Genomic DNA, 25,134 nt, shown 5'->3' on the forward strand with positions numbered 1-25,134 from the left:
ATCCAGCAGGGCTTCGGGTAGTTGCAGACGGGCCGTCCTTGTACGGCCCGTCTGCGTTTTGCGCTGCGCGTTCTTCACCGACAGGGTTTTATGGATGCCTGAGACGGCTGTGTGGATCCTGGGGGCTGCTGCCGTTTACCTTCTGGGTCTAGCCATCTACTTCGTCTTCTACTGGCCATGGTCCCGTTCGCAGCGCGCGCTGCGCCGCCTGCGCAGGGAAGGGACACCCGTTCGCAGCATGCGGCGGTCCGAGGAGCGCGTACTGCAGTTGATCGAGTTTTCGGCAGGGGCGCCGGTTCTCCTGCTGGAAGGGGCCTGCGCGGAATTCGTCATCAGGAGCGCCAATGCGCCTCCCCGCCATGTCCACACTCTGGCTGGCGTGCCGGTGAAGTATCCGGCCGGCCTGCAGCATGCCCTGCGCGCCGGTAGCAATACCGCCGAAGTCGTGCTCGGGCGCGAGTACGCGATGATCGTACGGCTCAATGGGGCAAAGCTGACCTCGTAGCATCGCGCAAGCTCAAGGCCATGAGAATGATCTGTGCAAATCGTGCACAGATCGTGTGCTGGCCGATGGCTGGTTCGTGCGCTTGCCGCTCCTCATCCTGTGCCCACTTTCCACCGCACAGGAGCTTGACCATGAACCTCACTGCTTTCGGCCTGGCCGGCCTGATCGGCATGGCTGCCACTGCCCCGGTTGTCGCCGCCGAGCCGGTCCACCCCACCATCCGGCATATGGCCGGCGCTGCGGCCGTCACCTCGCTCGACGCAGCGAAGACAGCCGTGCTGGTGATCGACTTCCAGAACGAGTACTTCGACGCCAGTGCCGCGCCCGGTTTCGCCGGTGGTCGCATGGTCATTCCCGATGGCGTGGCGGCCCTGCGGCAGACGCGTCGCGTGGTCGACTTCGCTGATGCCAACGGCATCCGCGTGATCCATGTGCAGCACGTACTGCCGGCAGGCGCGCCGCTGTTTGCAGAGGGCAGCGTCAACGCGGCATTCCACCGTGACATGCAACCGCGCAAGGGCGAGACCGTGGTACAGAAGGACAACGTCAGCGTGTTCGCCGGTGCCTCGGCAGCAGCACTGGACAAGGTGCTGAAGGATGCCGGTATCGACACCCTCATCGTCACTGGCCTGCAGACCCATGCCTGCGTTGCCGGCGCTGCACGCGATGCGGCGGCGGCGCCGCGTGGCTACCGGGTGATCGTGGCCTCCGATGCCGCTGCCAGCCGTGATCTGGATCTGGCCAATGGCGGGACCATCGGCCATCGCGCATTGCATGAAGCGTCGCTGGCGCAGATCGAGGATGCCTTCGGCGAGGTCATGACCACCTCGGCGATTCTGGCCCTGCCGATGCGCAAGGCCGGCAACGGCACTTGATAAGCTGGCGGGGTCCGCAGCCTGCGGGCCCCGCCGACTGGAGCGCGCTGCCGATGGACCATTTCGCCGCCCTGCGAGCCCTGCGCGCGATCGTCGACGCCGGCAGCTTCACCGCTGCCGCCGAGCGGCTGGGTACCACCCATTCGGCGATGTCGCGGCAGCTGCGTCAACTTGAAGAGCACCTGCAGGTGCGGCTGCTGGATCGCAACAGCCGGCGGCTGTCGCTGACCGAGGCCGGGCGCGACTACTACCGCGAGGCGGTGGCGCTGCTTGACCGGCTGGAGGCCGCCGATGACCGTGCGCGGGCCGGCCAGGCCCAGCCCAGCGGGCGCGTGCGGGTCAGCGTGCCACAGGTGGTTGCCAGCCAGGAGTTGCCGCATTGGCTGCCTGGCTTCCTGGCGCGCTATCGCCAGGTGGCGCTGGAGCTGTCGGCCGACGATCAGCTGGTCGATGTGGTCGGCGGGGGCTTCGATCTCGCCCTGCGCATCGCGCCGTCCTTGCCCGACAGTCAGCTGGTCGCCCGTGAACTGGCGCGATGCCCGCGCATCCTGGTTGCGGCACCGGCGTACCTCGCCCTGCAGGGACTGCCTCGACAGGTGGCCGACCTGCAGAACCACACCTTGCTGGGGTTCAATCCTGTTGCGGCGATGACGCCGTGGCAGCTGCACGGGCCGCGCGGTGTCATCGCCAGCGTGGAGGCCGGCCAACGACTGCGTGTGGATGCCACGCCGGCGCTGTATGCGGCGGTGCTGGCCGGCATGGGCATCAGTCTGTTCACCGCGCTTACGGTGCAGGAAGATCTTCGCGCCGGCCGTTTGATCCGTGTGCTGCCCAGCTGGCACGGTGGCATCCGCTGCTATTTCGCGCTGTATCCGCATGCGCGTGCGCTGGCGCCGAAGGTGCGCGCGTTGGTCGATCATCTTGCCGCGCATTACGCTGCAGCGTCGGGTGCGGCAGGGTAGTCGCACGGCAGCGGTGAGGAATAGGGATGGAGCCGGTGTATCTGCTGGTCGCGCTGGGCGCGATCGTCGCAGGGTTCGTGCAGGGCCTGTCGGGATTCGCGTTCGGCATGGTCGCGATGTCGTTCTGGGCGTGGGGGCTGGATCCCCGGCTTGCGGCGACGCTGTCGGTGTTCGGCGCGCTGGTTGGCCAGTTGCTGGCGGTGTTCACGGTGCGCCGTGGCTTCAACCTGCGCCTGCTGCTGCCGTTCGTGCTCGGTGGGCTGGCGGGCATTCCGCTTGGCGTGCTGGTGCTGCCGCAGCTGGACATGGCCTGGTTCAAGGCGCTGCTGGGAGGTTTCCTGGCGCTGTGGTGCCCGGTGATGCTGATGGCGCGTTCGTTGCCACCGGTCACCGTTGGCGGCCGGTTCGGCGACGCGCTGGCCGGCATGGCCGGTGGTGTGCTCAGTGGCATCGGTGGCTTCGCCGGGCCGATACCGACCCTGTGGAGCACGCTGCGGGGCTTCGGCAAGCACGAGCAGCGCGCGGTCATCCAGAACTTCAATCTGGCGATGCTGGCGGTGACCATGGCCACCTATGTCGGTACCGGCATGGTCACCCGGCAGATGCTGCCGTACTTCGCCATTGTCGCGCCGGCGATGCTGGTACCCACGCTGCTGGGGGCGAAGCTGTATATCGGTATCAGTGAGGCGCGTTTCCGGCAGATCGTCCTCGGCCTGCTGACCGCTTCCGGCGTGGCCATGCTGGCCTCGTCGCTGCCGATCCTGCTGTCCCGTGGGGCGGCGGGCTGAGGGGTCAGGCGGGCCGCAGCATGCGGAAGCGTTGGTCGGCGGTGATCCGGAAGTAGTCGGCCGGTCCGCCGCCGCGCAGGATGGTGTCGCTCGCTGCGGTGTCGTAGATGCCGTCGACGAGCAACCGCGTATCGATATGCACGGCGACCACTTCTCCCAGTACCAGCCAGCCATTGGTGTCATTGCCGGCCGCATCACGCAGACGCACGATCTGCGTGCAGCGGCACTCCATGCTCACCGGGCTCTGCGCCACGCGCGGCGGTGCAACCTGCTCCGAGGCCAGTGGTGTCAGCCCGGCCAGGACGAACTCGTCCACGTCCGGCGCGACTGCGCGGCAGCTCTCGTTCATTGCCTGGGCCAGATCGAATGTGGCGAGGTTCCAGACGAACTCGCCGGTGGCTTCGATGTTGCGCAGCGAGTCCTTGCGGCCCTGGCTGCTGAAACCAATGATCGGCGGCGTGTAGTTGAACGCGTTGAAGAAGCTGTAGGGCGCCAGGTTCACATTGCTGTCGGCATCACGACTGGAGATCCAGCCGATGGGGCGCGGGCCGATGATGGCGTTGAACGGATCATGTGGCAGGCGATGGCCGTCGGCCGGTCGATAGCTGTGGAAGCGGCGAGGGGTGGTGTCTGCCATGGGGCACGTTTCCGCGGGTGTCGAGTGTGCTCGACGCTACAAAAAAGGCCGCGATCCCGGCGGACCGCGGCCTTGTCGTTTATGGCATTGCCAGAATCAGCGCTGCTGGATCTTCGACAGCAGGCGAAGGAACTCCACATACAGCCAGACCAAGGTCACCATCAGGCCGAATGCGCCATACCATTCCATGTACTTTGGCGCGCGCTGGGCCACGCCGGTTTCGATGAAGTCGAAATCCAGCACCAGGTTCAGCGCGGCCACGACCACCACGAACAGGCTGAAGGCGATGCCCCAGCCGCTTGAGGAATGGATCAGCGGCACTTGGATGTTGAAGAACGACAACACGAACGAGGCCAGGTACAGCAGGGCGATGCCGCCTGTGGCGGCGACCACGCCGAGCTTGAAGTTCTCGGTGGCCTTGATCAGGCCGCTGCGGTAGGCGAACAGCAGTGCGAACAGGGTGCCGAAGGTCAGCAGCACGGCCTGGAACACGATGCCCGGGAACTTCATGTTGAACACGGCCGAGATGGCACCCAGGAACAGGCCTTCCACCAGCGCATAGAGCGGTGCGGTGACCGGCGACCATTCCTTCTTGAACACGGTGATCAGGGCCAGCACCAGGCCACCGATCGCCCCGCCCATGGCGTACAGCTTGGCGCTGGCCATCACCTGGCCGTAGTCGTCCACGGTCTGGTTCCAGGCGAAGGCCGCGGTCAGCACGGTCAGCAGCAGCAGGAAGCCGGTCTTGTTGACGGTGCCATTGAGGGTCATGGCCTGGTCGGGGCTGGTCACCACCGAGCCACTGGCCAGATCGAGGAAGGTCGACTCGGAAAGAGCCGGGTTGCCGCTGCGCATGCGAGGTCTCCGTGCGAAAAGGGGGCGATTGGGCCATCCGGCCGCTGGCTGCGAGCATAGCCGATGACTGCGTAAGCCGTGGTCATGGCGGGGCAGGGCTGGGATTGCGCGTTGACAGTTCGCAGGGCGCTTGGCCACAATGGCCAGCTCCCCGGGTCCATGCCCGAGGGGATTGCAACACCGGGGTATAGCGCAGTCTGGTAGCGCGCCTGCTTTGGGAGCAGGATGTCGGGGGTTCGAATCCCTCTACCCCGACCAATCCCACGTCACGTCGGATTGGACGCCGTTCCGGTTCGGGCGCCCGTAGCTCAACTGGATAGAGCACCGGCCTTCTAAGCCGGCGGTTACAGGTTCGATTCCTGTCGGGCGCGCCATTGGTGCGACACCGGAACGTAGCTGGCGGATGTGAAGAAGTGCTTGCAAAAGCATGCAGACTCCACCAGAATGTCGGACTCGCTTCGGCGGACCTGAACTTCGGTGACAGTCCTCGGGCAACGTATCAAGCGTCAGCGTCGGCAGCATTGGCGGTGAAGCGAAAGTTTCAGTGGTGGCTGTAGCTCAGTTGGTTAGAGTACCGGATTGTGATTCCGGTGGTCGGGGGTTCGAATCCCCTCAGCCACCCCACTGATTCAACCGCATCGGCGTCGCCGAAACGGTATTGCAATAAACAGGTCGCCGGCTATAATGTGCGCCTGAGTTTCAAGGGCTGTTAGCTCAGTTGGTAGAGCAGTTGACTCTTAATCAATAGGTCCAAGGTTCGAATCCTTGACAGCCCACCAAGACAGAAGCCACCGGGTTCGCCCGGTGGCTTTTTTCTTCAAGATGTAACCCTTCGCGATGGATCGCTGGTTGCAGTGCTTGTTTCAACGACGTTGAAGAAAGTGCTTGCAACGCCCTCGCGGATCGGGTCATAATTCGCCCCCCGATTTCGGGCTGTTAGCTCAGTTGGTAGAGCAGTTGACTCTTAATCAATAGGTCCAAGGTTCGAATCCTTGACAGCCCACCAGACGAAAGCCACTTGGTCCGCCAAGTGGCTTTTTTCTTTATGTCTCCGCTGGCGTGCAGCCGGCTGGGGGTAGCCCCCTTGAGTCAAGGGGGCGCGGCGAAGCCGGGGGGATGTGGGCGTTGGTGAGAGGGGCCTGCGGTGCGCAGCAGCGCGTGGGGCGGCAGCGCGAATGCGCAGCCGCGTCCCCAAGGTTCGAATCCTTGACAGCCCACCAGACGAAAGCCACTTGGTCCGCCAAGTGGCTTTTTTCTTGCCTGCGGCAGCGTCGGTAGATCCCCGTCATGGGTGGATATCGCAGGCATTGATGGGTTCATCCACGCATGGCGTGGATCTACTGAAGCACGGCTGAAATCAGCGTCACATGCGTCATCAGCATCTTCAATGCTGTGAGCTGCTTCTCACCGGTTGCTGCCGGCATCGCTCCCAATAGGTGTTCCGCGCCGAAGGCGCATGCATGAGGAGTGCTTCGATGACGTTCAACAAGAGCACGGGCGTGATGCTGTCCGGCCTGGTGGTGATCGCGCTGTCAGGCTGCAGGGCGGACGAGGCGGCAACCGCCGCTGCACCGGACTACGCGCGGACGGTCGAGCGATCTGCGGATGTCGACCACATCGCGGCACAGCCGGTGGAGGGTCGCGACGCCACGCAGTCGACCGGGTCGACAGGGGAGGCGCTGCCTGCTGGCGCGGTTGAAATGACGCGCTCCGTCGATGGCGCGACGCTGGAAACGCCCAGCGACGATGCGGCTGGCGGCGCTGTGGGCAAAGCACCGAAGCCCGCGCCGGTCGCCCACTGACCCGGATCGGCCTGGGCCGGGATGCGCCCAGGCCGGCTCCAAGGGGTGATTTCCCTGTTCAGTTTTGTGGAAGCCTTCCGCTTTCCGCCCCCGCCTGCAACAATGAACACCTGAGCCGGCCACGCGAAAGTGGCGGAATTGGTAGACGCCCTGGATTTAGGTTCCAGTGCCGCAAGGCGTGGGGGTTCGAGTCCCCCCTTTCGCACCAGGCCGGCCCGTCCCCCGCCCAGTCGGGCATTCCGCGTCAACCCCTGCGCCTGGCCGTGCTGGCGGCGCCGCCCGAATTGGGCGAAACTAAAGGGCTGCGGCAAGCAGGCGCGTCATCGACGTCGTGTCCTTACAACCGTTTCATCCATCATCGAGCCGGGGGCCAGGGCGCCACCGGTGGCAGGAGTCAACATGCAAGCTTCGATCGAAACCATCGGCAACCTGGAACGCCGCCTGAGCTTCTCGCTGCCGGAAGACCGTCTGCAGAGCCACATCAACGGCCGCCTGGGCGAAATCGCCCGCACCACCCGCATCAAGGGTTTCCGTCCGGGCAAAGTGCCGGCCAAGGTGATCGAGCAGCGCTTCGGCGCGCAGGTCCGTGGCGAGGCGCTGGACGGCCTGCTGCGCGAAACCTTCGACGCCGCCGTGCGTGAGCACGACCTGCGCATTGTCGGCAGCCCGCGCATCGACAAGGGTGACGAGGGTGAGTTCTCCTTCGTGGCCACCGTCGAAGTGGTGCCGGACTTCGGTGACATCGACGTCAGCAAGCTGACCGTGGTGCGCCACACCGCCGAAATCACCGATGCCGACATCGACCAGATGATCGAGAACCTGCAGGCGCAGCGTCGCAGCTGGTCGCCGGTCACCCGCGCCGCACAGGACGGCGACCTGGTCGCACTGGAAACCTGGTCGCAGGCCGGGGATGAGCGCCTGCCGGCCGAAGGCACCGAGAAGGGCAGCATCGTGCTCGGCCAGGGCATGATGTTCGAGACCATCGAGCAGGGCCTGGTCGGCATGGCCAAGGACGAAGAGAAGACCCTGGACGTCGAGTTCCCGGCTGACTGGCGCGTGCCGGCGCTGGCGGGCAAGACCGTGCAGGTCACCGTCAAGGTCAGCAACGTGTCCGAGCCTGTCGTGCCGGCCGTCGATGAAGCCTTCATCAAGAGCTTCGGCGTGAAGGGTGGCGACGTCGAGCAGTTCCGCAGCGACATCCGCGCCAACCTCGAGCGTGAGCTGAAGGGCGCACTGATGAACCGCCTGCGTCGTGAAGTCGGCGAGCAGCTGATCGCGGCCTATTCGTCGGTGGAAATGCCGCCGCGCCTGGTCGAGAACGAAGCCCGCGCCATGCTGGCCCAGCAGGTCGAGCAGATCCGCCGCAGTGGCCGCAACCCGGGCGAGATCCCGGCTGACGCCCACGAAGGCTTCAAGGACGCTGCCGCCAAGCGCGTGCTGGTCGGCCTGGTGGTGGGCGAAGTGGCCCGCAGCAACGACCTGCGCCTGGAGCCGAAGCGTCTGAATGAAACGATGCGTCTGATCGCCTCGACCTACGAAGAGCCGGAACAGGTCATTGAGATGTACCGCAACGACCCCCAGCTGATGTCTGGCCTGCAGAACCGCGTGATGGAAGAGCAGGTGATCGACTGGATCGCCGAGCGCGCCCAGCACACTGAAGAAAAGCTGTCGTTCCAGGACGCGATCCGCCAGTAATCCCTGGCGGATTGCCGGATACCCCGCGCCAGCCCTGGCGCGGGGGTGTTTCCCCCCAAGATAGGTACCTCACGAAATGGACAACCGAACCAAAGCCCTGAACATGGTTCCCATGGTGGTCGAGCAGACCAGCCGCGGCGAGCGTGCCTACGACATCTATTCGCGCCTGTTGAAGGAGCGCCTGATCTTCCTGGTTGGCCCGATCGACGATCACATGGCCAACGTGGTGGTGGCGCAGCTGCTGTTCCTGGAAGCGGAAAACCCGGAAAAGGACATCAGCATCTACATCAACTCGCCGGGTGGCGTGGTCACCGCCGGCATGGCGATCTACGACACCATGCAGTACATCAAGCCGGACGTGAGCACCATCTGCGTTGGCCAGGCCGCCTCGATGGGCGCGCTGCTGCTGGCGTCCGGTGCGGCGGGCAAGCGCTATGCGCTGCCGAACTCGCGGGTGATGATCCACCAGCCGCTGGGTGGCTTCCAGGGCCAGGCCACCGACATCGACATCCACGCACGCGAGATCCTGACCCTGCGTGCGCGCCTGAACGAAGTGCTGGCCAAGCACACCGGCCAGTCGCTGGAGACCATCGCGCGCGATACCGAGCGCGACAACTTCAAGAGCGCGGTCGATGCGGTCGCCTATGGCCTGGTCGACCAGGTCCTGGAGCGTCGTCCGGAAGAGTCGATCCAGGCCGGCTGACCGGCACTCACGGGGCCATGGCAGGCCCCGTTCCTGCAGGGTCGGGGAGACTGATGTCCCTCCGGCCCTGTGTTATTCTCGAATCGAACCCCCGTTCAGCGGGTGGGGTAACTGGGTAAGCGAAGCATGAGCGAAGACCGCCAAGGTCGTTCCACGGACACCGGCAAGATCCTCTACTGCTCTTTCTGCGGCAAGAGCCAGCATGAAGTGCGCAAGCTGATTGCCGGTCCGAGCGTGTTCATCTGCGATGAGTGCGTGGAGCTGTGCAACGACATCATCCGAGAGGAGCTTGAGGAAAAGGCGCAGTCGGCGCGCAGTTCGCTGCCCAAGCCGCGCGAGATCCTCGAGGTGCTCGACCAGTACGTGATCGGACAGAACCGCGCCAAGCGGACCCTGGCCGTGGCCGTGTACAACCACTACAAGCGCATCGAGAGCCGCCAGAAGAACGACGAAGTCGAGCTGGCGAAGTCGAACATCCTGCTGGTCGGTCCGACCGGTTCGGGCAAGACCCTGCTGGCCGAGACCCTGGCCCGCCTGCTCAACGTGCCGTTCACCATGGCCGACGCCACCACGCTGACCGAAGCCGGTTACGTGGGCGAGGACGTGGAGAACATCATCCAGAAGCTGCTGCAGAAGTGCGACTACGACGTCGAGAAGGCGCAGCAGGGCATCGTCTACATCGATGAAATCGACAAGATCTCGCGCAAGAGCGAGAACCCGTCGATCACCCGCGATGTGTCCGGCGAAGGCGTGCAGCAGGCCCTGTTGAAGCTGATCGAAGGCACCGTGGCCAGCGTTCCGCCGCAGGGTGGGCGCAAGCATCCGCAGCAGGAATTCCTGCAGGTGGACACCAAGAACATCCTGTTCATCTGCGGCGGCGCGTTTGCCGGCCTGGACAAGGTGATCCAGCAGCGTTCCAACGACGCCGGCGGCATCGGTTTCGGTGCCAAGGTGAAGAGCAGCGAGCGCAAGCAGGAAGTGGGCAAGGTGCTGGCTGAAGTCGAGCCGGAAGACCTGATCAAGTTCGGCCTGATTCCCGAGTTCGTGGGCCGCCTGCCGGTGGTCGCGACCCTGGAGGAGCTGGACGAGTCGGCCCTGATCCGCATCCTGACCGAGCCGAAGAACGCCATCACCAAGCAGTTCAAGAAGCTGTTCGAGATGGAGAACGTCGAGCTGGAGTTCCGTCCGGACGCCTTGTCGGCCATCGCCAAGAAGGCGCTCAAGCGCAAGACCGGTGCCCGTGGCCTGCGCACCATCGTCGAATCGGTCCTGCTGGACACCATGTACGACCTGCCGTCGCAGGAAAACGTCAGCAAGGTTGTCGTGGATGAATCGGTGATCGAGCACAAGTCCGAGCCGTACCTGATCTACCAGACCCCGCCGGTCCCTGAACAGAAGGCCGCCGGCGCTGAATGATTCTTTCAACTCGTTGAATAGAAAGAATTTTCTCGGAACGTCTTGCATCTGAAAGCCGATGGCCCCATAACGGGGCCATCGGCTTTTTTTGTCTCCGGAAGATGCCCTCCCGGAGACGGTTTTCCCCTTCCCTGGAGCCCCCATGGCCCGTTCCCCAAGTGAGACCCTCGACCTGCCGGTCCTGCCGCTGCGCGACGTAGTGGTATTCCCGCACATGGTCATCCCGCTGTTCGTCGGCCGCGACAAGTCCATGCACGCGCTGGAACAGGCGATGGAAGCAGACAAGCGCATCCTGCTGCTGGCGCAGAAGTCGGCCGAGACCGATGACCCGCAGGCCGCCGACCTCTACCAGGTCGGCACCCTGGCGCAGGTCCTGCAGCTGCTGAAGCTGCCCGACGGCACCATCAAGGTGCTGGTCGAAGGCTTGTCGCGCGTGCAGGTGACCAGCGTCAGCGAACGCGATGGATCGCTGCACGGCCAGGCCGTGGAAATCGAGGCCGCCGATGCACGCGAGCCGCGCGAGATCGAGGCCATCGCCCGCTCGCTGATGTCGCTGTTCGAGCAGTACGTCAAGACCAACCGCAAGCTGCCGCCGGAACTGCTGCAGACCCTGGCCGGCATCGATGAGCCGACACGCCTGGCCGACACCATCGCCGCCCATATCAGCGTGCGGTTGTCGGACAAGCAGCGCCTGCTGGAAACGTTGGCCGTGGGCGAACGCCTGGAGATGCTGGTCGGCCTGGTCGACGGCGAGATCGACGTGCAGCAGATGGAAAAGCGCATCCGCGGCCGCGTGAAGTCGCAGATGGAAAAGAGCCAGCGCGAGTACTACCTCAACGAACAGATGAAGGCCATCCAGAAGGAACTGGGTGACCTGGACGATGCGCCGGGCGAACTGGAAGAGCTGGCGCGCAAGATCGCCGAAGCGGGCATGCCCAAGCCGGTGGAAGCCAAGGCGCGCAACGAGCTCAACAAGCTCAAGCAGATGTCGCCGATGTCTGCCGAAGCAGCGGTCGTGCGCAACTACCTGGAGTGGCTGCTGGGCGTGCCGTGGAAGAAGCGCAGCAAGGTGCGCAAGGACCTGAAGGCCGCGCAGGACACCCTTGATGCCGATCACTACGGCCTGGAGAAGGTCAAGGAACGCATCCTTGAATACCTGGCGGTGCAGTCGCGGGTGAAGCAGATGAAGGGTCCGATCCTGTGCCTGGTCGGGCCGCCGGGCGTGGGCAAGACCTCGCTGGGCCAGTCCATCGCCAAGGCCACCAACCGCAAGTTCGTGCGCATGTCGCTCGGCGGCGTGCGCGATGAAGCCGAGATCCGTGGCCACCGTCGTACCTATGTCGGTTCGATGCCGGGCCGCATCGTGCAGAACCTCAACAAGGTGGGCAGCAAGAACCCGCTGTTCGTGCTGGACGAGATCGACAAGATGTCGATGGACTTCCGCGGCGATCCGTCCTCGGCGCTGCTGGAAGTGCTAGACCCCGAGCAGAACAACGCGTTCAACGACCACTACCTGGAAGTGGACCTGGACCTGTCCGAAGTGATGTTCGTGGCGACCTCCAACTCGCTCAACATCCCCGGCCCGCTGCTGGACCGCATGGAAGTGATCCGCATCCCCGGTTACACCGAGGATGAGAAGCTCAACATCGCCACCCGTTACCTGGCGCCCAAGCAGATCAAGGCCAACGGCCTGAAGCCGGAAGAACTGGAGATCGGCAGCGATGCGATCCAGGACATCGTGCGCTACTACACGCGCGAATCCGGCGTGCGCAACCTGGAACGCGAGATCGCCAAGATCTGCCGCAAGGTGGTGAAGGAAATCGCGTTGGCCGGGCCGCAGCCGGTGGCGAAGGCGAAGAAGGGCGCGCGCAGATCCAAGGCGCTGGTGAGCGTGTCGAGCAAGAACCTGGACAAGTACCTGGGCGTGCGTCGCTTCGACTTCGGCCGTGCCGAAGAAGAGAACGAGATCGGCCTGGTCACGGGCCTGGCCTGGACCGAAGTCGGTGGCGATCTGCTGCAGATCGAATCGACGCTGGTACCGGGCAAGGGCCAGCTGATCCTGACCGGCCAGCTCGGCAACGTGATGAAGGAATCAGCGTCGGCGGCGTTGTCGGTGGTGCGTTCGCGCGCCGAGCGCTTCGGCATCGATGCGGACTTCCTGCAGAAGCACGACGTGCATCTGCATGTACCCGATGGTGCGACGCCGAAGGATGGCCCCAGTGCCGGTGCGGCGATGGTGACCTCGCTGGTGTCGATGCTGACCAAGGTTGCCGTGCGCGCCGATGTGGCGATGACCGGCGAAATCACCCTGCGCGGTCGCGTCACCGCGATCGGTGGCCTGAAGGAGAAGCTGCTGGCTGCCCTGCGCGGCGGAATCCGCACGGTGATCATCCCCGATGAGAACCGCAAGGATCTTGCCGACATTCCGGCCAACGTCACCCGCGACCTGGAGATCGTGCCGGTGAAGTACATCGAGGAAGTGCTCGATCTGGCCCTGGAACGTCCGCTGGCGCCGAAGAAGACGCGCAAGAGTGCGCAGCGCGTCACGGTGCGCAGCAAGGCCAAACCGAGTGGAAACGCGCGCGTCAAGCATTGATGCGTCCTGTCGAAATGCTTGAAACCCGCGTCGTTGCTGGCTTTCCAGCTTGCGTGGGGGTAGGGCCGCTGGTATAAAAGCAGCACTCGCGAACGAGTGATCGCAGTCAGCGCTCACTGAATTCGGCGAACCGTTTCCACATGGCAACCGCATGCAGACGTCGTGCGGTTGCTTCCCTGTCGAATACGCGGAACCCACCGCCAAAGGAGTTGTACAGAATGAACAAGACCGAATTGATCGATGCCGTTGCTGAAGCCGCCGACCTGACCAAGGCCGAGTCCAGCCGCGCTGTCGATGCCGTCGTTGCTGCCGTCACCAAGGCGCTGAAGGACGGCGATGCGGTCACCCTGGTTGGCTTCGGTACCTTCCAGGTCCGCGATCGTGCTGCCCGCACCGGCCGCAACCCGAAGACCGGCGACACCATCAAGATCGCTGCTTCGAAGAATCCGTCGTTCAAGGCTGGTAAGGCCCTGAAGGATGCTGTAAACTAAGCGGCTCGCTGGGGTGCTTAGCTCAGCGGTAGAGCGTCTCCTTTACACGGAGAGGGTCGGGGGTTCGAAACCCTCAGCACCCACCACAGCACCGCGGTAAGTTTGAAATGTGGAGCGGTAGTTCAGCTGGTTAGAATGCTGGCCTGTCACGCCGGAGGTCGCGGGTTCGAGTCCCGTCCGCTCCGCCATTTTCAACGAGGCCCCCGGCCGAAAAGCTGGGGGCCTTGTTTTCTCTCCAACCAACCGGTTGCAGAGAAAACAAAGAGGTCTGCAATACGGAGCGGTAGTTCAGCTGGTTAGAATGCTGGCCTGTCACGCCGGAGGTCGCGGGTTCGAGTCCCGTCCGCTCCGCCATTGCAAAACTCTTAAATCCTCGTGAAAAAACTTTGAAAAAAGTGTTCAGCGGGTAGGTTTTCAGGAAGTCTTCGGATATACTGAGCGCCTGCAAAGTTTCAAGCGCGGAGCGGTAGTTCAGCTGGTTAGAATGCTGGCCTGTCACGCCGGAGGTCGCGGGTTCGAGTCCCGTCCGCTCCGCCAACTCTAAGAGCCCTCGACGCAAGTCGGGGGCTTTTTCTTTGCGCCGTTTCCATCATTCGATGCGGGCGAACGTGCAGATCGCCTGGGCCGGAGGCCGGCAGGCCCCGCTGGCACTGCTTTTGGTCCGCGCCACGAAGCGGGTTACACTGCCGGGCTCGCCAATCAAGCCTTGTGATTCCTCACCATGCTGCAGAAACTCCGCGACAAGACCTCAGGCTGGATCGTTACCGTGATCCTGGGGCTGCTGATGATTCCGTTCCTGTTCGTGATCGACAACAGCTACCTCGGTGGCGTCGGCGCACAGAACGTCGCCAAGGTTTCGGCACCGCCGACCTGGTGGCGCTCTGCACCGTCCTGGTGGCCGGTGCGCATGATGTGGCAGCACCATGAGATCAGTGCACAGGACTTCCGCACCCGTTTCGAGCAGGAACGCATGCGTGAACGCCAGCAGCAGGGCGAGAACTTCGATCCACGCGCGTTCGAAAGCACCGAGAACAAGCTGGCCGTGCTCGACCAGTTGATCGACGAGCAGGTCGTGCGCCTGGTCGGTGAGCAGGCCGGTGTCGTGATTGGCGACGGCGCTGTGCGCGAATACATCACCACCATTCCGGGCTTCCTGGGCGCCGATGGCAAGTTCAGCGAAAGCAATTACCGCCTGGCCCTGGCCGGTGGCAATCCGCCGCGCACGCCCACCCAGTTCCAGGAACTGGTCCGTGAGAGCCTGCAGCAGTCGGTGATCCCGTCGGGCCTGCAGAATTCCGGCTTTGTCACCCAGGCCGAGACCGAGCGTCTGTTGAAGCTGTTGGGCGAGACCCGCGATGTGGAACTGGCCGCGCTGCCGGAAGTTCCGGTGGATACCGCGCCGGTCACCGATGCGCAGATCAAGCAGTGGTACGACAGCCATGGCAAGGATTTCCGCCAGGCCGAATCGGTGTCGCTGGAATATGTCGAGCTCAACGGTGCCAACCTGCCGGCACCGACCGCAGCTGACGAAGCGACGCTGCGCAAGCGCTATGAAGACGAGAAGGCCAAGTTCACGACGCCGGAACAGCGCCAGGCGGCGCACATCCTGATCACCGGCGACGGTGCTGAAGCCAAGGCCGCCAAGCTGGCTGTCGAAGCCAAGGCGGCAGGTGCCGACTTTGCCGCGCTGGCCAAGGCGAACTCGGAAGATCCTGGTTCCAAGGCACAGGGCGGTGACCTGGGCTGGGTGGAGCGGGGCGCGATGGTCAAGCCGTTCGAAGATGCGCTGTTTGGTGCCAAGGCGGGTGAGGTGATCGGCCCGGTCAAGACCGACTTCGGTTACCACATCATCAAGGTCGCAGCGGTTCGTGGCGGCCAGGGCAAGTCCTTCGAAGAAGTACGCGACACCTTGGCTGCCGAGCAGCTGAAGGCCGACGGCGAGCGTGGCTTCAACGATCTGGCGGGCCGCCTGGTCGATGCCATCAACAAGAGCCCGAGTGATCTGGCCGCGGCCGCCAAGGCGGTCGGCCTTTCGATGCAGACGCTGGGCCCGATCACGCGCACGACCGCCACCGGCATTGCCGCTGATCCGGCCGTGCTGCGTGCCGCCTTCTCCGACGTCCTGGTGCAGGACGGTACCGCCAGCGATCCGATCGCGCTGGGCGGCAGCAGCAACCACAGCGTAGTGATCCGCGTTGCCGCGCATACCCCGGAGCAGGCACTGCCGCTGGACAAGGCGCGTGAGCAGGTGATCGCCGCGATCCGTGCCGACCGTCAGCGCCAGGCCGGTGACAAGGCCGCCGATGCCCTGCTGGCCAAGCTGAAGGCCGGCGCGACCCTGCAGTCGCTGGCTGCCAGCGAGAAGCTGCAGCTGAGCCCGATGCCGGGCCTGCCGCGCAGCCAGCCGGTGCCGACTCCGGAGATCAACCGTGCAATCTTCAGTGCGCCGCTGCCTGCCGAAGGCAAGCCGAGCTACGGCAAGGTCGACGTCAACGGCCATGCGCTGGTCTTCGCGGTGAACAAGGTCAACCCGGGCGACATCAAGGAAGTGACCGCCGAGCAGCAGAAGCAGTTGAAGGACCAGCTGAGCCAGATCGACGGCATGGCTGCGGCCAAGGCCTACATCGACGCGATGCGCAAGCGCTTCCTGGTGCAGACCACCGAAGCGAACCTGTAAGCCTCTGGCGAGCAGGAATTGAAAAGGCCCGGCATTGCCGGGCCTTTTTTGTTGTCGCAACCCTGATCGATCCGTGACCTGCGCGATGAGTGCCGACCAGGGTCGGCCGCTACCAGAAGCGAAGCGACCGGCTCCTGCTCTTCATCTTCCAACCCGTGGGTGGTGCCACCGGAAACCATCAGGGGACGGGCGGGGTGGGCGCGCGGGGGTGTCCGCGGCATGGATGCCGCGGCCAAGCCCCCAAGGATGGGTTCACGGCGTCCCCCGTGGGTCCACCTCGCTCGTCCCAACTCATGAATGCTGCTGCCGCCACCCGCGAGGGGCTTCGCCGTTGGCCGGAAACCACGCGGCAGCGCCGCACCGACCTCAGTCTTCGACGCGCAGTACCGCGCCCGGCTTCAGCACGCTGCTGCCGCTCAAGCCGTTCAGCGACAACAGCGCCTTCACCGGCATGCCGTAGCGGCGGGCGATGGTCCAGGCCGATTCACCGTTGCGCACGGTGTGGCGACGGTTGCGCGGGCGATCGGCAGCCGACGCGACCACCTTGGCCACCTGCGGGCTCGGCGCGGCGCTGGCGGTGCTGGCCAGTGTGGTGGCAACGGCCGTGCTGGCGATGTTGGCAACGTCCGCGTTGGACGCCGAAACCGGAGCCAGTACGCGGGCCGCGCCCGACGGGCGGTTGCCAGCGGCCAGTGCCGGATTCAGACGGGCGATCTTCGCCGGGTCCAGCGCGCGCTGCGCGGCCCATTGCTGGACGCTGGTGCCCGCCGGCAGGGTGTGGTCCTTCAGCACCGGCACGGTGCGGTCCAGCGAGGCCATCACGCCCGGCTGGTCTTCCACGTCTTCCAGCACGCAGGCCAGGGCATGCAGCTTCTCGACGTAGGCATGGGTGACCGGCGACAGCCCGGGCAGGCTGGCCGGCTTGGCGTTCTGCGCATTCATGCCGGCCTTGCGCATGGACTGCAGCACGCGGTACTCGCCCGCGTTGTAGGCCATGGTGGCCAGGCGCCAGTCACCGCCGAACATGCCATGCAGGGTCTTCAGGTAGCGCACGGCGGCCTGGGTGGACTCCACTGCCGACAGCCGGCCGTCGTAGTTGTTGCTCATCGGTACGCGATGGTTGCGTGCCGTGGTGGCGATGAACTGCCACAGGCCGGTCGGGCCGCTGCCGTTGCGGGCATTGGGCCGGTAGCCACTTTCGACGAAGGGAATCAGGGCGAATTCGGTGGGCAGGTTGGCTTTGCGCAGCTCTTCGACCACGTAGCCGAACAGCACCAGCGCGTCGTCATCCTGGTTGGCCAACCGCGAAGGCGCATGGGCGAACTGCTTCTGCCAGCGCGGGCTGGTGGCCTCGGCGTCGCAGCTCGGCTCGGCCAGGCCGTCGCGGAAGCTGGAAAAGATCTCCTGGCCATTGCGTACCGATGCGGCCGGCAGCGTTGACGGATCCAGCGGCAGGGTCGAGGCGGCGGTCAGGTTCTGGCTGATGCCGGCGCCCAGCGATTGTGCGCCGGCAGTTCCGGCCAACCCCAGGATCAGACCCAGGGCCAGCGGCAGACTTCGGCGACTCATGCGCGGAAGCCGTCTTTCCAGTGCCGGAGACCGGCCATGACGTCGACGTCGTCCACGACTTCGCGCCCCAGGTGCGCCGACACGGCAGCGCGGATGGGCGCCGTGTGGGTACGCAGGAACGGATTGCAGGCAATTTCATCGGCCAGGGATACTGGCAGGGTGGAACGGTCATCGCGGCGCATGGCCAAAGCCTCCTCTTGGCGCTGCAACAAGGCAGCGTTGGCGGGGTCGACATGCCGCGCGAAGACGGCATTTGACACGGTGTACTCGTGAGCGCAACACAGCAGCAGTTGCGCGGGCAGGGCACCCAGCTTGCGCATCGATGCCAGCAGCTGGGACGGCGTACCTTCGAACAGGCGTCCACAGCCCAGGCTGAACAACGAATCTCCGCTGAAAAGCTGTTCAGCGGTGTGAAACGCGATGTGGCTGCGGGTGTGCCCGGGGACGGATAGTACGTGGAACATCCGTCCCAATGCCTGAACACGTTCACCTTCACCGACCCGCTCGGTGGCCATCGGGATGCGCTCGTCGACCGGTGCGACCACGCGCACGCCGGGGAAACGCGCCTGCAGCGCCGGTACCCCGCCGATGTGATCGTCGTGGTGATGTGTGAGCAGGATGGTGTCCACGCGCACGCCTTGGGCAGCCAGCGCCAGTACCGGCGCAGCGTCGCCGGGATCGACGACCACGGCAGCACCGTCGTCGGCGATCAGCATCCAGATGTAATTGTCCGCAAATGCGGGCAGGGCAGTCAGTCGCATAGAATTGGACCATGCCCGCGCTGCAGAGCACCCGTCAAGCGAGCCAGGCCCCGTGGTTCGACAGCGAACCGGCGGAGGCCCTGCGCGTGCTCGAACGGCAGCTGCTGCTGCCGCAGCTGTCGCTGCTGCCGACCCGGCCCTGGTTGTGGATCGCCCCCAGCGCCGCTTGGCTGGCCGATGCGCAGCTGGGCGGTCGGGGCCTGCGCCTGCATCGCCAGAGCAGTGGTTACGCCGGCGACGCGCGCTGCGCACTGCCCTTGCCGCTGCCCAACGAGAGCGTCAACGCCATCGTGCTGCAGCATGTGACCGCCGGTGATGCCGACCATCTGCTGGACGAATGCGAGCGCGTACTGATGCCTGGCGGTCATCTGTGGCTGACCAGCCTCAATCCGTTCAGCCCGTTCCGCACGCGCTGGCGCCAGCACGGGCTGGTGGTGCGCACGCCGCAGCGGATCCGCCAGCTGCTTGAGCGCCATGGGCTGGAATGCGAGGACATGCGTTACCTGGGACCGATGTGGCAGGGTGCCGGCAGCCGCCGTCGCGGCGGCTGGGCCCCCCTGCGCGCGGCCTGCCTGTTCCACGCCGAAAAACGCACGCTGGCCCTGCCCGGGCCGACCCCGTTGCCCGTGCGCTGGCACGGCACCGTTGCTACCTGATCTGGAGTTGTATTGAAAACCATCGAAATCCACACCGACGGTTCCTGCCTCGGCAATCCCGGCCCCGGTGGCTGGGCGGCGCTGCTGCGCTACAAGGGGCATGAGCGCGAACTGAGCGGTGGTGAAGCCCATACCACCAACAATCGGATGGAGCTGATGGCGGCCATTTCCGGCCTGGAGTCGTTGACCGAGCCCTGTGAGATCGTCCTCTATACCGATTCGCAGTACGTACGGCAGGGCCTGACCCAGTGGCTGCCGGGCTGGATCCGCAAGAACTGGAAGACCGCCGGCGGTGACCCGGTGAAGAACCGTGAACTGTGGGAGCGCCTGCAGGCCGCCACGCTGCGGCACCAGATCGACTGGCGCTGGGTGAAAGGCCACTCTGGCGACCCGGACAATGAACGCGTGGATACCCTGGCCCGCAACGCCGCGATCCAGATCCGCGACGGCAGCCCGGTAAACTGAGCCCATGCGTCAGATCATTCTTGATACCGAAACCACCGGCCTGGAGTGGAAGAAGGGCAACCGCGTCGTCGAAATCGGCTGCGTCGAGCTGTTCAAGCGCCGCCCGACCGGCAATACCTATCACCAGTACCTGAAGCCGGACTGCGAATTCGAACAGGGTGCGCAGGAAGTGACCGGCCTGACCCTGGAATTCCTCGCCGACAAGCCGGAGTTCGCGCAGGTCGTGGAGGAGTTCCTGGCCTTCATCGATGGCGCCGAGCTGATCATCCACAACGCCGCGTTCGACCTGGGCTTTCTCGACAATGAGCTTTCCCTGTTGGGAGAGCAGTACGGGAAGATCACCGACCGCTGCACGGTGATCGATACCCTGGCGCTGGCGCGCGAGCGCTTCCCGGGCCAGCGCAACTCGCTCGACGCCCTGTGCAAGCGGCTGGGCGTGGACAACTCGCACCGGGCCCTGCATGGCGGTCTGCTGGATGCGCAGATCCTGGGTGATGTGTACATCGCGTTGACCTCGGGCCAGGAGGAGATCGGCTTCGGGCTGGGCGATGACGATGCCGGTGGCGCTGCGGCGTTGCAGGCGTTCGATGCGTCCAAGCTGCTGCCGCGGCCGCGCGTGGTGGCCACGCCGTCGGAGCAGGAAGCGCATGCGGCGCGTCTGGAACGGCTGCGCAAGAAGGCCGGCCACGCATTGTGGGACGGCCCGAAGGTGGAAGAGGCCGCGAGCGCGTAGGCGCAGCGGTGGGGTGCGAAATGCAGCCACGCATGGCGTGGTGATGCGTGTGAAATGCAGCCACGCATGGCGTCGCTCTGCTGTAGATCCACGCCATGCGTGGATGGCGTGGATCAGTGGCAGCGCACCAGTATCACGGTGATGTTGTCCGATGACGCGCCAGCGCAATCGCGCTGGCGCCCCGCAATCCGCGCTGCAAATCGTGGGCCCCGTCTCACCAGCACCCAGATCCCCGCCGCTTCGCGGCCGCCCCCTGACTCAGGGGGCTTGCCTCCAGCCGGCATCAGTGGCAGCGCACCAGGATCACGGTGATGTTGTCCGAGCCGCCGCCGTCGAGGGCGGAGGCGACCAGGCTGTCCACGCATTCCTGTGCGCTGGCGTCGTCGAAGGCGAGGGTGCGGGCGATGCCGCGGTCATCCACTTCCTCGGTCAGGCCATCACTGCACAGCAGCAACTGCATGCCCGGGCGCAGCTCGCCGCTGGTGGTCGCCACGTTAAGGTGTGCCGGGTCGGTGACGCCCAGTGCCTGGGTGACCACGTTGCGGTGGGGATGGGCGCGCGCCTGCTCGGCGGTCAGGTTGCCCTGCGCGACCAGTTCCTGCACCACGCTGTGGTCCTGGCTGAGCTGGGCGAGCTGGCCATCGCGCCACAGATAGGCGCGGCTGTCGCCGACCCAGGCCACTTCGTAACGGTTGCCCTGGACCCGTGCCGCGACCACGGTGGTGCCCATCGGCAGGCTGTCGTTGCGCCGGCGCGAGGCGCGGATGATCTCTTCGTCGGCGGTGCGGATCGCCTGCGCCAACGGCGCGCCACGGCGGATCTCACGGACGATGGTCTCGCGCGCCAGTGCGCTGGCCACCTCGCCGCAGGCGTGCCCGCCCATGCCGTCGGCTACCAGCCACAGGGCCAGCTCGCCGTCACCGTAATAGGTGTCCTCATTGAGCTCGCGGCGCAGGCCGGGGTGGGTGAGATGTCCGAATTCGATCATGGTGGCTGCTGGGACGGGGTAATGCCGGGGAGAACGGCATCATCACGGCCAAGCGGACATCCGGCAAGCCGTGCAGTCAGGAAAATTTCACTTCATTGGGCGCAATGACTTGTCGTCAGCCGCGCTTCCTCGTATGATGCGCGTCCCCGGTTCGCCGGGGAACATCTGGAGAGGTGGCAGAGCGGTTGAATGTACCTGACTCGAAATCAGGCAGGCGTTTATAGCGCCTCGGGGTTCGAATCCCCCCTCTCCGCCAGATTAAAAAAGAAGGGCTGCCGAAAGGCAGCCCTTCTTTTTTAATCTGGCGCGGGGATGCGACGACGCTTCGCGCGTCGCCCCAAACGTTGCGATGCAACGTTCGGGCCCCCATTGCCAACCTTCCTGCGGATGCTTCAGTAGATCCACGCCATGCGTGGATGCCGTTCGCGTGCGGCGGGTTACCATGTACGTCATCACCTGCTGGAGCCGCCACGATGACCGCTGAAATCCTCGTCCCCGTTTCATTCGGCGAGCTGCTGGACAAGATCTCGATCCTGCAGATCAAGTCCGAGCGCATCAGTGACGAAGGCAAGCTGGCCAACGTACGCAAGGAGCTGTCCGCGCTGGAAACCACGTGGATGGCGCACCCTGCGGCAGTGAAGGACATCGCCAAGCTGCGCGCCGAGCTGAAGACGGTCAACGAGCAGCTGTGGGAGATCGAGGACGACATCCGCCTGAAGGACAAAGCGCAGGCCTTCGATCAGGGGTTCATCGACCTTGCGCGCAGCGTGTACCTGCGCAACGACGAACGCGCACGCATCAAGAAGGCGATCAACCTGGCGCTGGGTTCGGCGTACGTGGAAGAGAAGTCCTACCAGGATTACACGCAGCGCGCGTAATCCCGGGCGGCCCGACGCAGTAGATCCACGCCATGCGTGGATGGATCTCCCGGGCTGCGGGACGGTGCGGACCAGGTACACCGCACCCACCAGGTACCGCCTGGTCCGCCACTCAGCCCAGGTGGTCGGCCACGTAGCGCTCGAACGCGGCAATGCCGTCCTCGACGGTGATCAGCTCCATCACGTCGTCGAATTCGATCTTGGTGCCCCACTTCAGGTCGGCGGCCTGCTTGCCCAGGTACTTGCGCGCCGCGTCGTCGTAGCGGTCCGCGCAGTAGCGGCGGTCCGAGTACGGGCCGCTGCGGTTCGGGTTGCTGGCCGCATGCAGGCCCAGCACCTTGGTACCCATCGCATTGGCGATGTGCATCGGGCCAGAGTCCGGCGTCATCACCAGGTTGGCGCGGGCCAGCAATGCCGGCAACTGCTTGAGCGTGTCCTTGCCGACCAGATCCAGCGCCGGAACATCCAGCTGGGCCAGGATGGCGTCGGCCATGCTGCGCTCCAGTTCGCTGCGGCCGCCGCACAGCACGATCCGCCAACCGCGAGCGACGGCATGGTTGGCGACCTCGGCATAGCGGTCGGCGTACCAGTTGCGGCGCACGTGGCTGGAGCAGGGCGAGATCATCAGCACCGGCCGGCCATCGTCCTGCCATTGCGCAGCGGCCCAGTCATAGGCTGCCTGCGGCACGGCCAGGTCCCAGCTGACGTCGGTCTGGCGCAGGCCCAGCGGCTCGCAGAAGCTGCCGATGGCATCGAGCACATGGATGCCCGGGCGATCAGCGATACGTTCGTTGATGAAGAGGCCGTGCAGGTCCTTGGAGCGGCTGCGGTCGTAACCGATGCGGCGCTCGGCGGGAATGAAGGCGGACAGCACGTTCGCGCGGAACGCCACCTGCATCTGCAACAGTGCCTCGAAACGCCCGGGCGGCAGCTGCTTGCGCAGTTCCTTCACCCCGGCCATGCCGGTCTTCTTGTCGTAGGCATGGAAGGTGACGCCCGGCAGGCCATCAAGCAGCTTCTGCCCGACCTTGTCGATGATCCAGTGGATCGGCGTGTCCGGGCGCGCGGCCTGCAGGGTGCGCACCAGCGGCACTACGTGGGTCACATCGCCAAGAGCGGACAGGCGCAGGAGACACAAGGAGGAGGACGCTGATGCCATGTGTTGTTAGACTCAAAGGAATGGTCGCATTCGACGCCAATGAAGCGCTGACGCCATGCCGCGAGGGTCGCGGCATCGGGGCCATTCTGTTCGACCGCGAGCGGCTGCGGCAAGCCGACATCGGTCTGTTCTCGCCACAGCACTGGGCCGGCAAGGCCCGGCCGGTGGGTGAGGGCGGCCGTGGCAGCGCCTGGTTCGTGGATGCGCCGTTCGGCGCCAGCGTACTGCGGCACTACCTGCGCGGGGGGCTGGCGGCCCGGATCAGCCACGACCAGTACATCTGGCGGGGGGCGGACCGGACCCGCAGCTTTGCCGAATTCCGGCTGATGCGCGCGCTGCGCGAGAAGAAGCTGCCGGTGCCCAGGCCGATCGCCGCCTTCTACATGCGTGAAGGCCTGCGCTACCGCGCCGCGATCCTGATGGAACGGATCGAAGGGGTGCGCTCGCTGGCCGACCGCGCACTGGTGGCCGGGCGCGGGGCGCCGTGGGAGGAAACCGGGCGGATGATCGCGCGCTTCCACCGTGCCGGGCTGGACCATGCCGATCTCAATGCGCACAACATCCTGTTCGATGGCAACGGGCATGGCTGGCTGATCGACTTCGATCGCGGGGTGATCCGCATCCCGGCCACGGCCTGGCGCGAGCGCAATCTCAAGCGCCTGCTGCGCTCGCTGGTCAAGCTGCGCGGTGAGCGCAGCGTGGAAGACGTGGAAAAAGACTACGCGCGCCTGCGTCGCGCCTATGACATGGCCTGGAACCGGGGCACCTGATGGACTGGTCGTTGCGTTTCCTCGGCGTCGGCAATGCGTCGGCGGTCGAGCTGGGTTCGCCGATGTCGGTGATCGAGCGTGATGGCCGGCCGTGGCTGACCATCGACTGCGGCGGCGAAGGCCTGACTGCCTTCAAGGCCCATTACGGGCATATGCCGCAGGCGCTGTTCGTCACCCATGTACACCTGGACCACGTGGCCGGTTTCGAACGGCTGTTCGTGGATACCTTCTTCAGCGCGCAGCGGCGCGGCAAGGTGCGCCTGTACGTGCCGGCCACGGTGGTGCCGCTGCTGCACAAGCGCATCGGCGATTACCCGAACGTGCTGGCCGAGGGCGGCGCCAACTTCTGGGATGCCTTCCAGCTGATCGTGGTGGGCGATGCGTTCTGGCACGAGGGTGTGCGGCTGGAGGTGTTCCCGGTGCGGCACCACTGGCCGGAGACGGCCTATGGCCTGCGCCTGCAGGGCGCGCTGACCTGGAGCGGTGACACCCGGCCGATTCCGGAAATGCTGGCGCGCTATGCCGGTGACAACGAACTGATCGCCCACGACTGCGGGTTGCACGGCAATCCTTCGCATACCGGGGTGGATGACCTGGAGCGCGAGTACAGCGCCGAGCTGCAGGCACGGATGATGCTGTACCACTATGCCAGTGTGGCCGATGGCCAGGCCCTGGCCGCGCGTGGGCACCGGGTGGCACAGCCGGGGCAGTGCGTGGCGCTGGCGACCCCGACGGCGCCGCACGTGCTGGCGCAGGATCCGCCGTGAGCAGCGCTGGCGCCGCCGCTTCACCGGCGCTGGCCGCAGAACTGGAGGGGTTGGAACGCGCACTGCATTGCCCGCAGGTGCGCGCAGACCATGAGCGTCTGGCGGCATTGCTGGATGAGGATTTCAGCGAGATCGGCAGCTCCGGCCAGTGCTACGGCCGTGAAGCCGCGCTGGAAGAGATCCCGCTGGAGCGTGCGCAGGTGGTGATCGAGTCGGACCGGTACGCCGTGTGGATGCTGGCAGAGGGCCTGGCCCAGGTGCGTTACCGCAGTCGCTATCACGTCGATGACCAACCGCAGCGGTGGGTGCTGCGCAGCTCGCTGTGGCGTCAGCATTCAACGGGCTGGCGGATGGTGTTCCATCAGGGTACGCCTGAGGCGCGGTAG

The 25,134-nt window shown here is 65.2% G+C and carries 24 protein-coding genes and 11 tRNA genes; 29 read left to right on the top strand and 6 right to left on the bottom strand.

Annotation, left to right across the window (positions count from 1 at the left end; genetic code table 11):
* Nucleotides 1-94: 94 nt before the first annotated feature.
* The 4 genes from D0Y85_RS04415 (at nt 95) to D0Y85_RS04430 (ending at nt 3,130) form a co-directional block, all read left to right on the top strand.
* Nucleotides 95-505, top strand: a complete 411-nt coding sequence (locus tag D0Y85_RS04415) for a hypothetical protein (RefSeq protein ID WP_162887613.1) — start codon at nt 95-97, stop codon at nt 503-505.
* A 131-nt stretch (nt 506-636) separates the two neighbouring features.
* Nucleotides 637-1,380 carry a cysteine hydrolase gene (locus D0Y85_RS04420; RefSeq protein WP_117309652.1) on the top strand — a complete coding sequence of 248 codons (744 nt, stop codon included), beginning with the start codon at nt 637-639 and terminating at the stop codon, nt 1,378-1,380.
* 53 nt (nt 1,381-1,433) lie between these two features.
* The gene (locus tag D0Y85_RS04425) at nt 1,434-2,342 is read left to right on the top strand and encodes a LysR family transcriptional regulator (protein ID WP_117309653.1); all 909 of its coding nucleotides are present in this window, start codon (nt 1,434-1,436) and stop codon (nt 2,340-2,342) included.
* 26 nt (nt 2,343-2,368) lie between these two features.
* Nucleotides 2,369-3,130 (top strand): sulfite exporter TauE/SafE family protein, encoded by a 762-nt coding sequence (locus tag D0Y85_RS04430; protein WP_117309654.1) that lies wholly within the window; start codon nt 2,369-2,371, stop codon nt 3,128-3,130.
* Between the two features lie 4 nt (nt 3,131-3,134).
* Here the strand turns inward: D0Y85_RS04430 and D0Y85_RS04435 are convergent, their stop codons facing one another.
* Together D0Y85_RS04435 and D0Y85_RS04440 are read right to left on the bottom strand one after the other, a co-directional pair.
* On the bottom strand, nt 3,135-3,767 hold the full coding sequence (locus D0Y85_RS04435) for a flavin reductase family protein (RefSeq protein WP_117309655.1): 633 nt from the start codon (nt 3,765-3,767) through the stop codon (nt 3,135-3,137).
* Between the two features lie 96 nt (nt 3,768-3,863).
* Complete coding sequence (locus tag D0Y85_RS04440; protein WP_117309656.1) at nt 3,864-4,622, bottom strand: Bax inhibitor-1/YccA family protein; 759 nt, start codon at nt 4,620-4,622, stop codon at nt 3,864-3,866.
* Between the two features lie 181 nt (nt 4,623-4,803).
* Between D0Y85_RS04440 and D0Y85_RS04445 the strand changes: the two genes are divergently transcribed.
* The 17 genes from D0Y85_RS04445 (at nt 4,804) to D0Y85_RS04525 (ending at nt 16,002) form a co-directional block, all read left to right on the top strand.
* Nucleotides 4,804-4,880, top strand: a tRNA-Pro gene (locus D0Y85_RS04445).
* A gap of 39 nt (nt 4,881-4,919) precedes the next feature.
* Nucleotides 4,920-4,996: transfer RNA gene (locus D0Y85_RS04450), tRNA-Arg, on the top strand.
* Nucleotides 4,997-5,169: 173 nt separating this feature from the next.
* Nucleotides 5,170-5,246, top strand: a tRNA-His gene (locus D0Y85_RS04455).
* 79 nt (nt 5,247-5,325) lie between these two features.
* Nucleotides 5,326-5,401: transfer RNA gene (locus D0Y85_RS04460), tRNA-Lys, on the top strand.
* Nucleotides 5,402-5,552: 151 nt separating this feature from the next.
* Nucleotides 5,553-5,628 (top strand) — tRNA-Lys (locus D0Y85_RS04465).
* 469 nt (nt 5,629-6,097) lie between these two features.
* Entirely contained in the window at nt 6,098-6,424 is a 327-nt protein-coding gene (locus tag D0Y85_RS04470) for a hypothetical protein (protein WP_117309657.1), read from the top strand.
* 123 nt (nt 6,425-6,547) lie between these two features.
* Nucleotides 6,548-6,632: transfer RNA gene (locus D0Y85_RS04475), tRNA-Leu, on the top strand.
* A 191-nt stretch (nt 6,633-6,823) separates the two neighbouring features.
* Entirely contained in the window at nt 6,824-8,119 is a 1,296-nt protein-coding gene (tig, locus tag D0Y85_RS04480) for a trigger factor (protein ID WP_117309658.1), read from the top strand.
* 76 nt (nt 8,120-8,195) lie between these two features.
* On the top strand, nt 8,196-8,822 hold the full coding sequence (gene clpP / locus D0Y85_RS04485) for an ATP-dependent Clp endopeptidase proteolytic subunit ClpP (protein WP_025878142.1): 627 nt from the start codon (nt 8,196-8,198) through the stop codon (nt 8,820-8,822).
* 126 nt (nt 8,823-8,948) lie between these two features.
* The gene (gene clpX / locus D0Y85_RS04490; protein WP_117309659.1) at nt 8,949-10,238 is read left to right on the top strand and encodes an ATP-dependent Clp protease ATP-binding subunit ClpX; all 1,290 of its coding nucleotides are present in this window, start codon (nt 8,949-8,951) and stop codon (nt 10,236-10,238) included.
* Between the two features lie 142 nt (nt 10,239-10,380).
* Nucleotides 10,381-12,834, top strand: coding sequence for an endopeptidase La (gene lon, locus D0Y85_RS04495; RefSeq protein ID WP_117309660.1), 2,454 nt, complete (start codon nt 10,381-10,383; stop codon nt 12,832-12,834).
* Between the two features lie 218 nt (nt 12,835-13,052).
* Nucleotides 13,053-13,325 carry an HU family DNA-binding protein gene (locus D0Y85_RS04500; RefSeq protein WP_004146343.1) on the top strand — a complete coding sequence of 91 codons (273 nt, stop codon included), beginning with the start codon at nt 13,053-13,055 and terminating at the stop codon, nt 13,323-13,325.
* An 11-nt stretch (nt 13,326-13,336) separates the two neighbouring features.
* Nucleotides 13,337-13,411 (top strand) — tRNA-Val (locus D0Y85_RS04505).
* Between the two features lie 25 nt (nt 13,412-13,436).
* Nucleotides 13,437-13,513 (top strand) — tRNA-Asp (locus tag D0Y85_RS04510).
* An 89-nt stretch (nt 13,514-13,602) separates the two neighbouring features.
* A tRNA-Asp gene (locus tag D0Y85_RS04515) sits at nt 13,603-13,679 on the top strand.
* A 106-nt stretch (nt 13,680-13,785) separates the two neighbouring features.
* Nucleotides 13,786-13,862: transfer RNA gene (locus D0Y85_RS04520), tRNA-Asp, on the top strand.
* A gap of 184 nt (nt 13,863-14,046) precedes the next feature.
* Nucleotides 14,047-16,002 (top strand): peptidyl-prolyl cis-trans isomerase, encoded by a 1,956-nt coding sequence (locus tag D0Y85_RS04525; protein WP_117309661.1) that lies wholly within the window; start codon nt 14,047-14,049, stop codon nt 16,000-16,002.
* A gap of 366 nt (nt 16,003-16,368) precedes the next feature.
* Here the strand turns inward: D0Y85_RS04525 and D0Y85_RS04530 are convergent, their stop codons facing one another.
* Both D0Y85_RS04530 and gloB read right to left on the bottom strand, forming a co-directional pair.
* On the bottom strand, nt 16,369-17,571 hold the full coding sequence (locus D0Y85_RS04530; protein WP_117309662.1) for a lytic transglycosylase domain-containing protein: 1,203 nt from the start codon (nt 17,569-17,571) through the stop codon (nt 16,369-16,371).
* The gene (gene gloB / locus D0Y85_RS04535) at nt 17,568-18,332 is read right to left on the bottom strand and encodes a hydroxyacylglutathione hydrolase (protein ID WP_033830463.1); all 765 of its coding nucleotides are present in this window, start codon (nt 18,330-18,332) and stop codon (nt 17,568-17,570) included. The genes D0Y85_RS04530 and gloB overlap by 4 nt, the downstream gene beginning before the upstream one ends.
* A gap of 11 nt (nt 18,333-18,343) precedes the next feature.
* Here gloB and D0Y85_RS04540 point away from each other — a divergent pair, with 11 nt between their 5' ends.
* Genes D0Y85_RS04540 through dnaQ form a run of 3 tightly spaced genes read left to right on the top strand, consistent with a single transcriptional unit; the run spans nt 18,344 to nt 20,186 of the window.
* Entirely contained in the window at nt 18,344-18,988 is a 645-nt protein-coding gene (locus D0Y85_RS04540) for a methyltransferase domain-containing protein (protein ID WP_117309663.1), read from the top strand.
* Nucleotides 18,989-19,000: 12 nt separating this feature from the next.
* On the top strand, nt 19,001-19,453 hold the full coding sequence (gene rnhA, locus D0Y85_RS04545) for a ribonuclease HI (RefSeq protein ID WP_025878155.1): 453 nt from the start codon (nt 19,001-19,003) through the stop codon (nt 19,451-19,453).
* A gap of 4 nt (nt 19,454-19,457) precedes the next feature.
* A complete protein-coding gene (dnaQ, locus tag D0Y85_RS04550; RefSeq protein ID WP_025878156.1) occupies nt 19,458-20,186 on the top strand; it encodes a DNA polymerase III subunit epsilon in 729 nt (242 codons plus the stop codon).
* A gap of 283 nt (nt 20,187-20,469) precedes the next feature.
* On the opposite strand, the gene D0Y85_RS04555 is transcribed toward dnaQ, so the two are convergent.
* The gene (locus tag D0Y85_RS04555; protein ID WP_025878157.1) at nt 20,470-21,174 is read right to left on the bottom strand and encodes a protein phosphatase 2C domain-containing protein; all 705 of its coding nucleotides are present in this window, start codon (nt 21,172-21,174) and stop codon (nt 20,470-20,472) included.
* A 167-nt stretch (nt 21,175-21,341) separates the two neighbouring features.
* Between D0Y85_RS04555 and D0Y85_RS04560 the strand changes: the two genes are divergently transcribed.
* Both D0Y85_RS04560 and D0Y85_RS04565 read left to right on the top strand, forming a co-directional pair.
* Nucleotides 21,342-21,430, top strand: a tRNA-Ser gene (locus D0Y85_RS04560).
* Nucleotides 21,431-21,647: 217 nt separating this feature from the next.
* Nucleotides 21,648-22,052, top strand: a complete 405-nt coding sequence (locus D0Y85_RS04565; RefSeq protein ID WP_049468383.1) for a DUF6165 family protein — start codon at nt 21,648-21,650, stop codon at nt 22,050-22,052.
* Between the two features lie 112 nt (nt 22,053-22,164).
* Here D0Y85_RS04565 and D0Y85_RS04570 read toward each other — a convergent pair whose 3' ends face one another.
* Nucleotides 22,165-23,211 carry a glycosyltransferase family 9 protein gene (locus D0Y85_RS04570; RefSeq protein WP_089239124.1) on the bottom strand — a complete coding sequence of 349 codons (1,047 nt, stop codon included), beginning with the start codon at nt 23,209-23,211 and terminating at the stop codon, nt 22,165-22,167.
* A gap of 20 nt (nt 23,212-23,231) precedes the next feature.
* Here D0Y85_RS04570 and D0Y85_RS04575 point away from each other — a divergent pair, with 20 nt between their 5' ends.
* From D0Y85_RS04575 to D0Y85_RS04585, 3 genes are read left to right on the top strand one after another with little or no spacing between them, the layout of a single operon-like run.
* Nucleotides 23,232-23,981: a 3-deoxy-D-manno-octulosonic acid kinase gene (locus tag D0Y85_RS04575; protein WP_033830466.1), complete on the top strand. Its 750-nt coding sequence runs from the start codon at nt 23,232-23,234 to the stop codon at nt 23,979-23,981.
* Nucleotides 23,981-24,748: an MBL fold metallo-hydrolase gene (locus D0Y85_RS04580; protein WP_117309664.1), complete on the top strand. Its 768-nt coding sequence runs from the start codon at nt 23,981-23,983 to the stop codon at nt 24,746-24,748. The genes D0Y85_RS04575 and D0Y85_RS04580 overlap by 1 nt, the downstream gene beginning before the upstream one ends.
* On the top strand, nt 24,745-25,134 hold the full coding sequence (locus D0Y85_RS04585) for a DUF4440 domain-containing protein (protein WP_080149930.1): 390 nt from the start codon (nt 24,745-24,747) through the stop codon (nt 25,132-25,134). Before D0Y85_RS04580 ends, D0Y85_RS04585 begins: the two co-directional genes overlap by 4 nt.

It is taken from the genome of Stenotrophomonas sp. G4, assembly GCF_003428825.1.
GTDB lineage: Bacteria > Pseudomonadota > Gammaproteobacteria > Xanthomonadales > Xanthomonadaceae > Stenotrophomonas > Stenotrophomonas indicatrix.

What these genes read in the sequence shown, in the direction of transcription:
- D0Y85_RS04440 (WP_117309656.1), bottom strand. Translation starts at nt 4,622, where the DNA reads ATGCGCAGCGGCAACCCGGCTCTTTCCGAGTCGACCTTCCTCGATCTG.
- clpX (WP_117309659.1), top strand. Translation starts at nt 8,949, where the DNA reads ATGAGCGAAGACCGCCAAGGTCGTTCCACGGACACCGGCAAGATCCTC.
- D0Y85_RS04430 (WP_117309654.1), top strand. Translation starts at nt 2,369, where the DNA reads ATGGAGCCGGTGTATCTGCTGGTCGCGCTGGGCGCGATCGTCGCAGGG.
- tig (WP_117309658.1), top strand. Translation starts at nt 6,824, where the DNA reads ATGCAAGCTTCGATCGAAACCATCGGCAACCTGGAACGCCGCCTGAGC.
- D0Y85_RS04530 (WP_117309662.1), bottom strand. Translation starts at nt 17,571, where the DNA reads ATGAGTCGCCGAAGTCTGCCGCTGGCCCTGGGTCTGATCCTGGGGTTG.
- D0Y85_RS04415 (WP_162887613.1), top strand. Translation starts at nt 95, where the DNA reads ATGCCTGAGACGGCTGTGTGGATCCTGGGGGCTGCTGCCGTTTACCTT.
- D0Y85_RS04525 (WP_117309661.1), top strand. Translation starts at nt 14,047, where the DNA reads ATGCTGCAGAAACTCCGCGACAAGACCTCAGGCTGGATCGTTACCGTG.
- clpP (WP_025878142.1), top strand. Translation starts at nt 8,196, where the DNA reads ATGGACAACCGAACCAAAGCCCTGAACATGGTTCCCATGGTGGTCGAG.
- D0Y85_RS04420 (WP_117309652.1), top strand. Translation starts at nt 637, where the DNA reads ATGAACCTCACTGCTTTCGGCCTGGCCGGCCTGATCGGCATGGCTGCC.
- D0Y85_RS04470 (WP_117309657.1), top strand. Translation starts at nt 6,098, where the DNA reads ATGACGTTCAACAAGAGCACGGGCGTGATGCTGTCCGGCCTGGTGGTG.
- D0Y85_RS04570 (WP_089239124.1), bottom strand. Translation starts at nt 23,211, where the DNA reads ATGGCATCAGCGTCCTCCTCCTTGTGTCTCCTGCGCCTGTCCGCTCTT.
- D0Y85_RS04580 (WP_117309664.1), top strand. Translation starts at nt 23,981, where the DNA reads ATGGACTGGTCGTTGCGTTTCCTCGGCGTCGGCAATGCGTCGGCGGTC.
- gloB (WP_033830463.1), bottom strand. Translation starts at nt 18,332, where the DNA reads ATGCGACTGACTGCCCTGCCCGCATTTGCGGACAATTACATCTGGATG.
- dnaQ (WP_025878156.1), top strand. Translation starts at nt 19,458, where the DNA reads ATGCGTCAGATCATTCTTGATACCGAAACCACCGGCCTGGAGTGGAAG.
- D0Y85_RS04555 (WP_025878157.1), bottom strand. Translation starts at nt 21,174, where the DNA reads ATGATCGAATTCGGACATCTCACCCACCCCGGCCTGCGCCGCGAGCTC.
- D0Y85_RS04565 (WP_049468383.1), top strand. Translation starts at nt 21,648, where the DNA reads ATGACCGCTGAAATCCTCGTCCCCGTTTCATTCGGCGAGCTGCTGGAC.
- D0Y85_RS04500 (WP_004146343.1), top strand. Translation starts at nt 13,053, where the DNA reads ATGAACAAGACCGAATTGATCGATGCCGTTGCTGAAGCCGCCGACCTG.
- D0Y85_RS04575 (WP_033830466.1), top strand. Translation starts at nt 23,232, where the DNA reads ATGGTCGCATTCGACGCCAATGAAGCGCTGACGCCATGCCGCGAGGGT.
- D0Y85_RS04435 (WP_117309655.1), bottom strand. Translation starts at nt 3,767, where the DNA reads ATGGCAGACACCACCCCTCGCCGCTTCCACAGCTATCGACCGGCCGAC.
- D0Y85_RS04540 (WP_117309663.1), top strand. Translation starts at nt 18,344, where the DNA reads ATGCCCGCGCTGCAGAGCACCCGTCAAGCGAGCCAGGCCCCGTGGTTC.
- D0Y85_RS04425 (WP_117309653.1), top strand. Translation starts at nt 1,434, where the DNA reads ATGGACCATTTCGCCGCCCTGCGAGCCCTGCGCGCGATCGTCGACGCC.
- lon (WP_117309660.1), top strand. Translation starts at nt 10,381, where the DNA reads ATGGCCCGTTCCCCAAGTGAGACCCTCGACCTGCCGGTCCTGCCGCTG.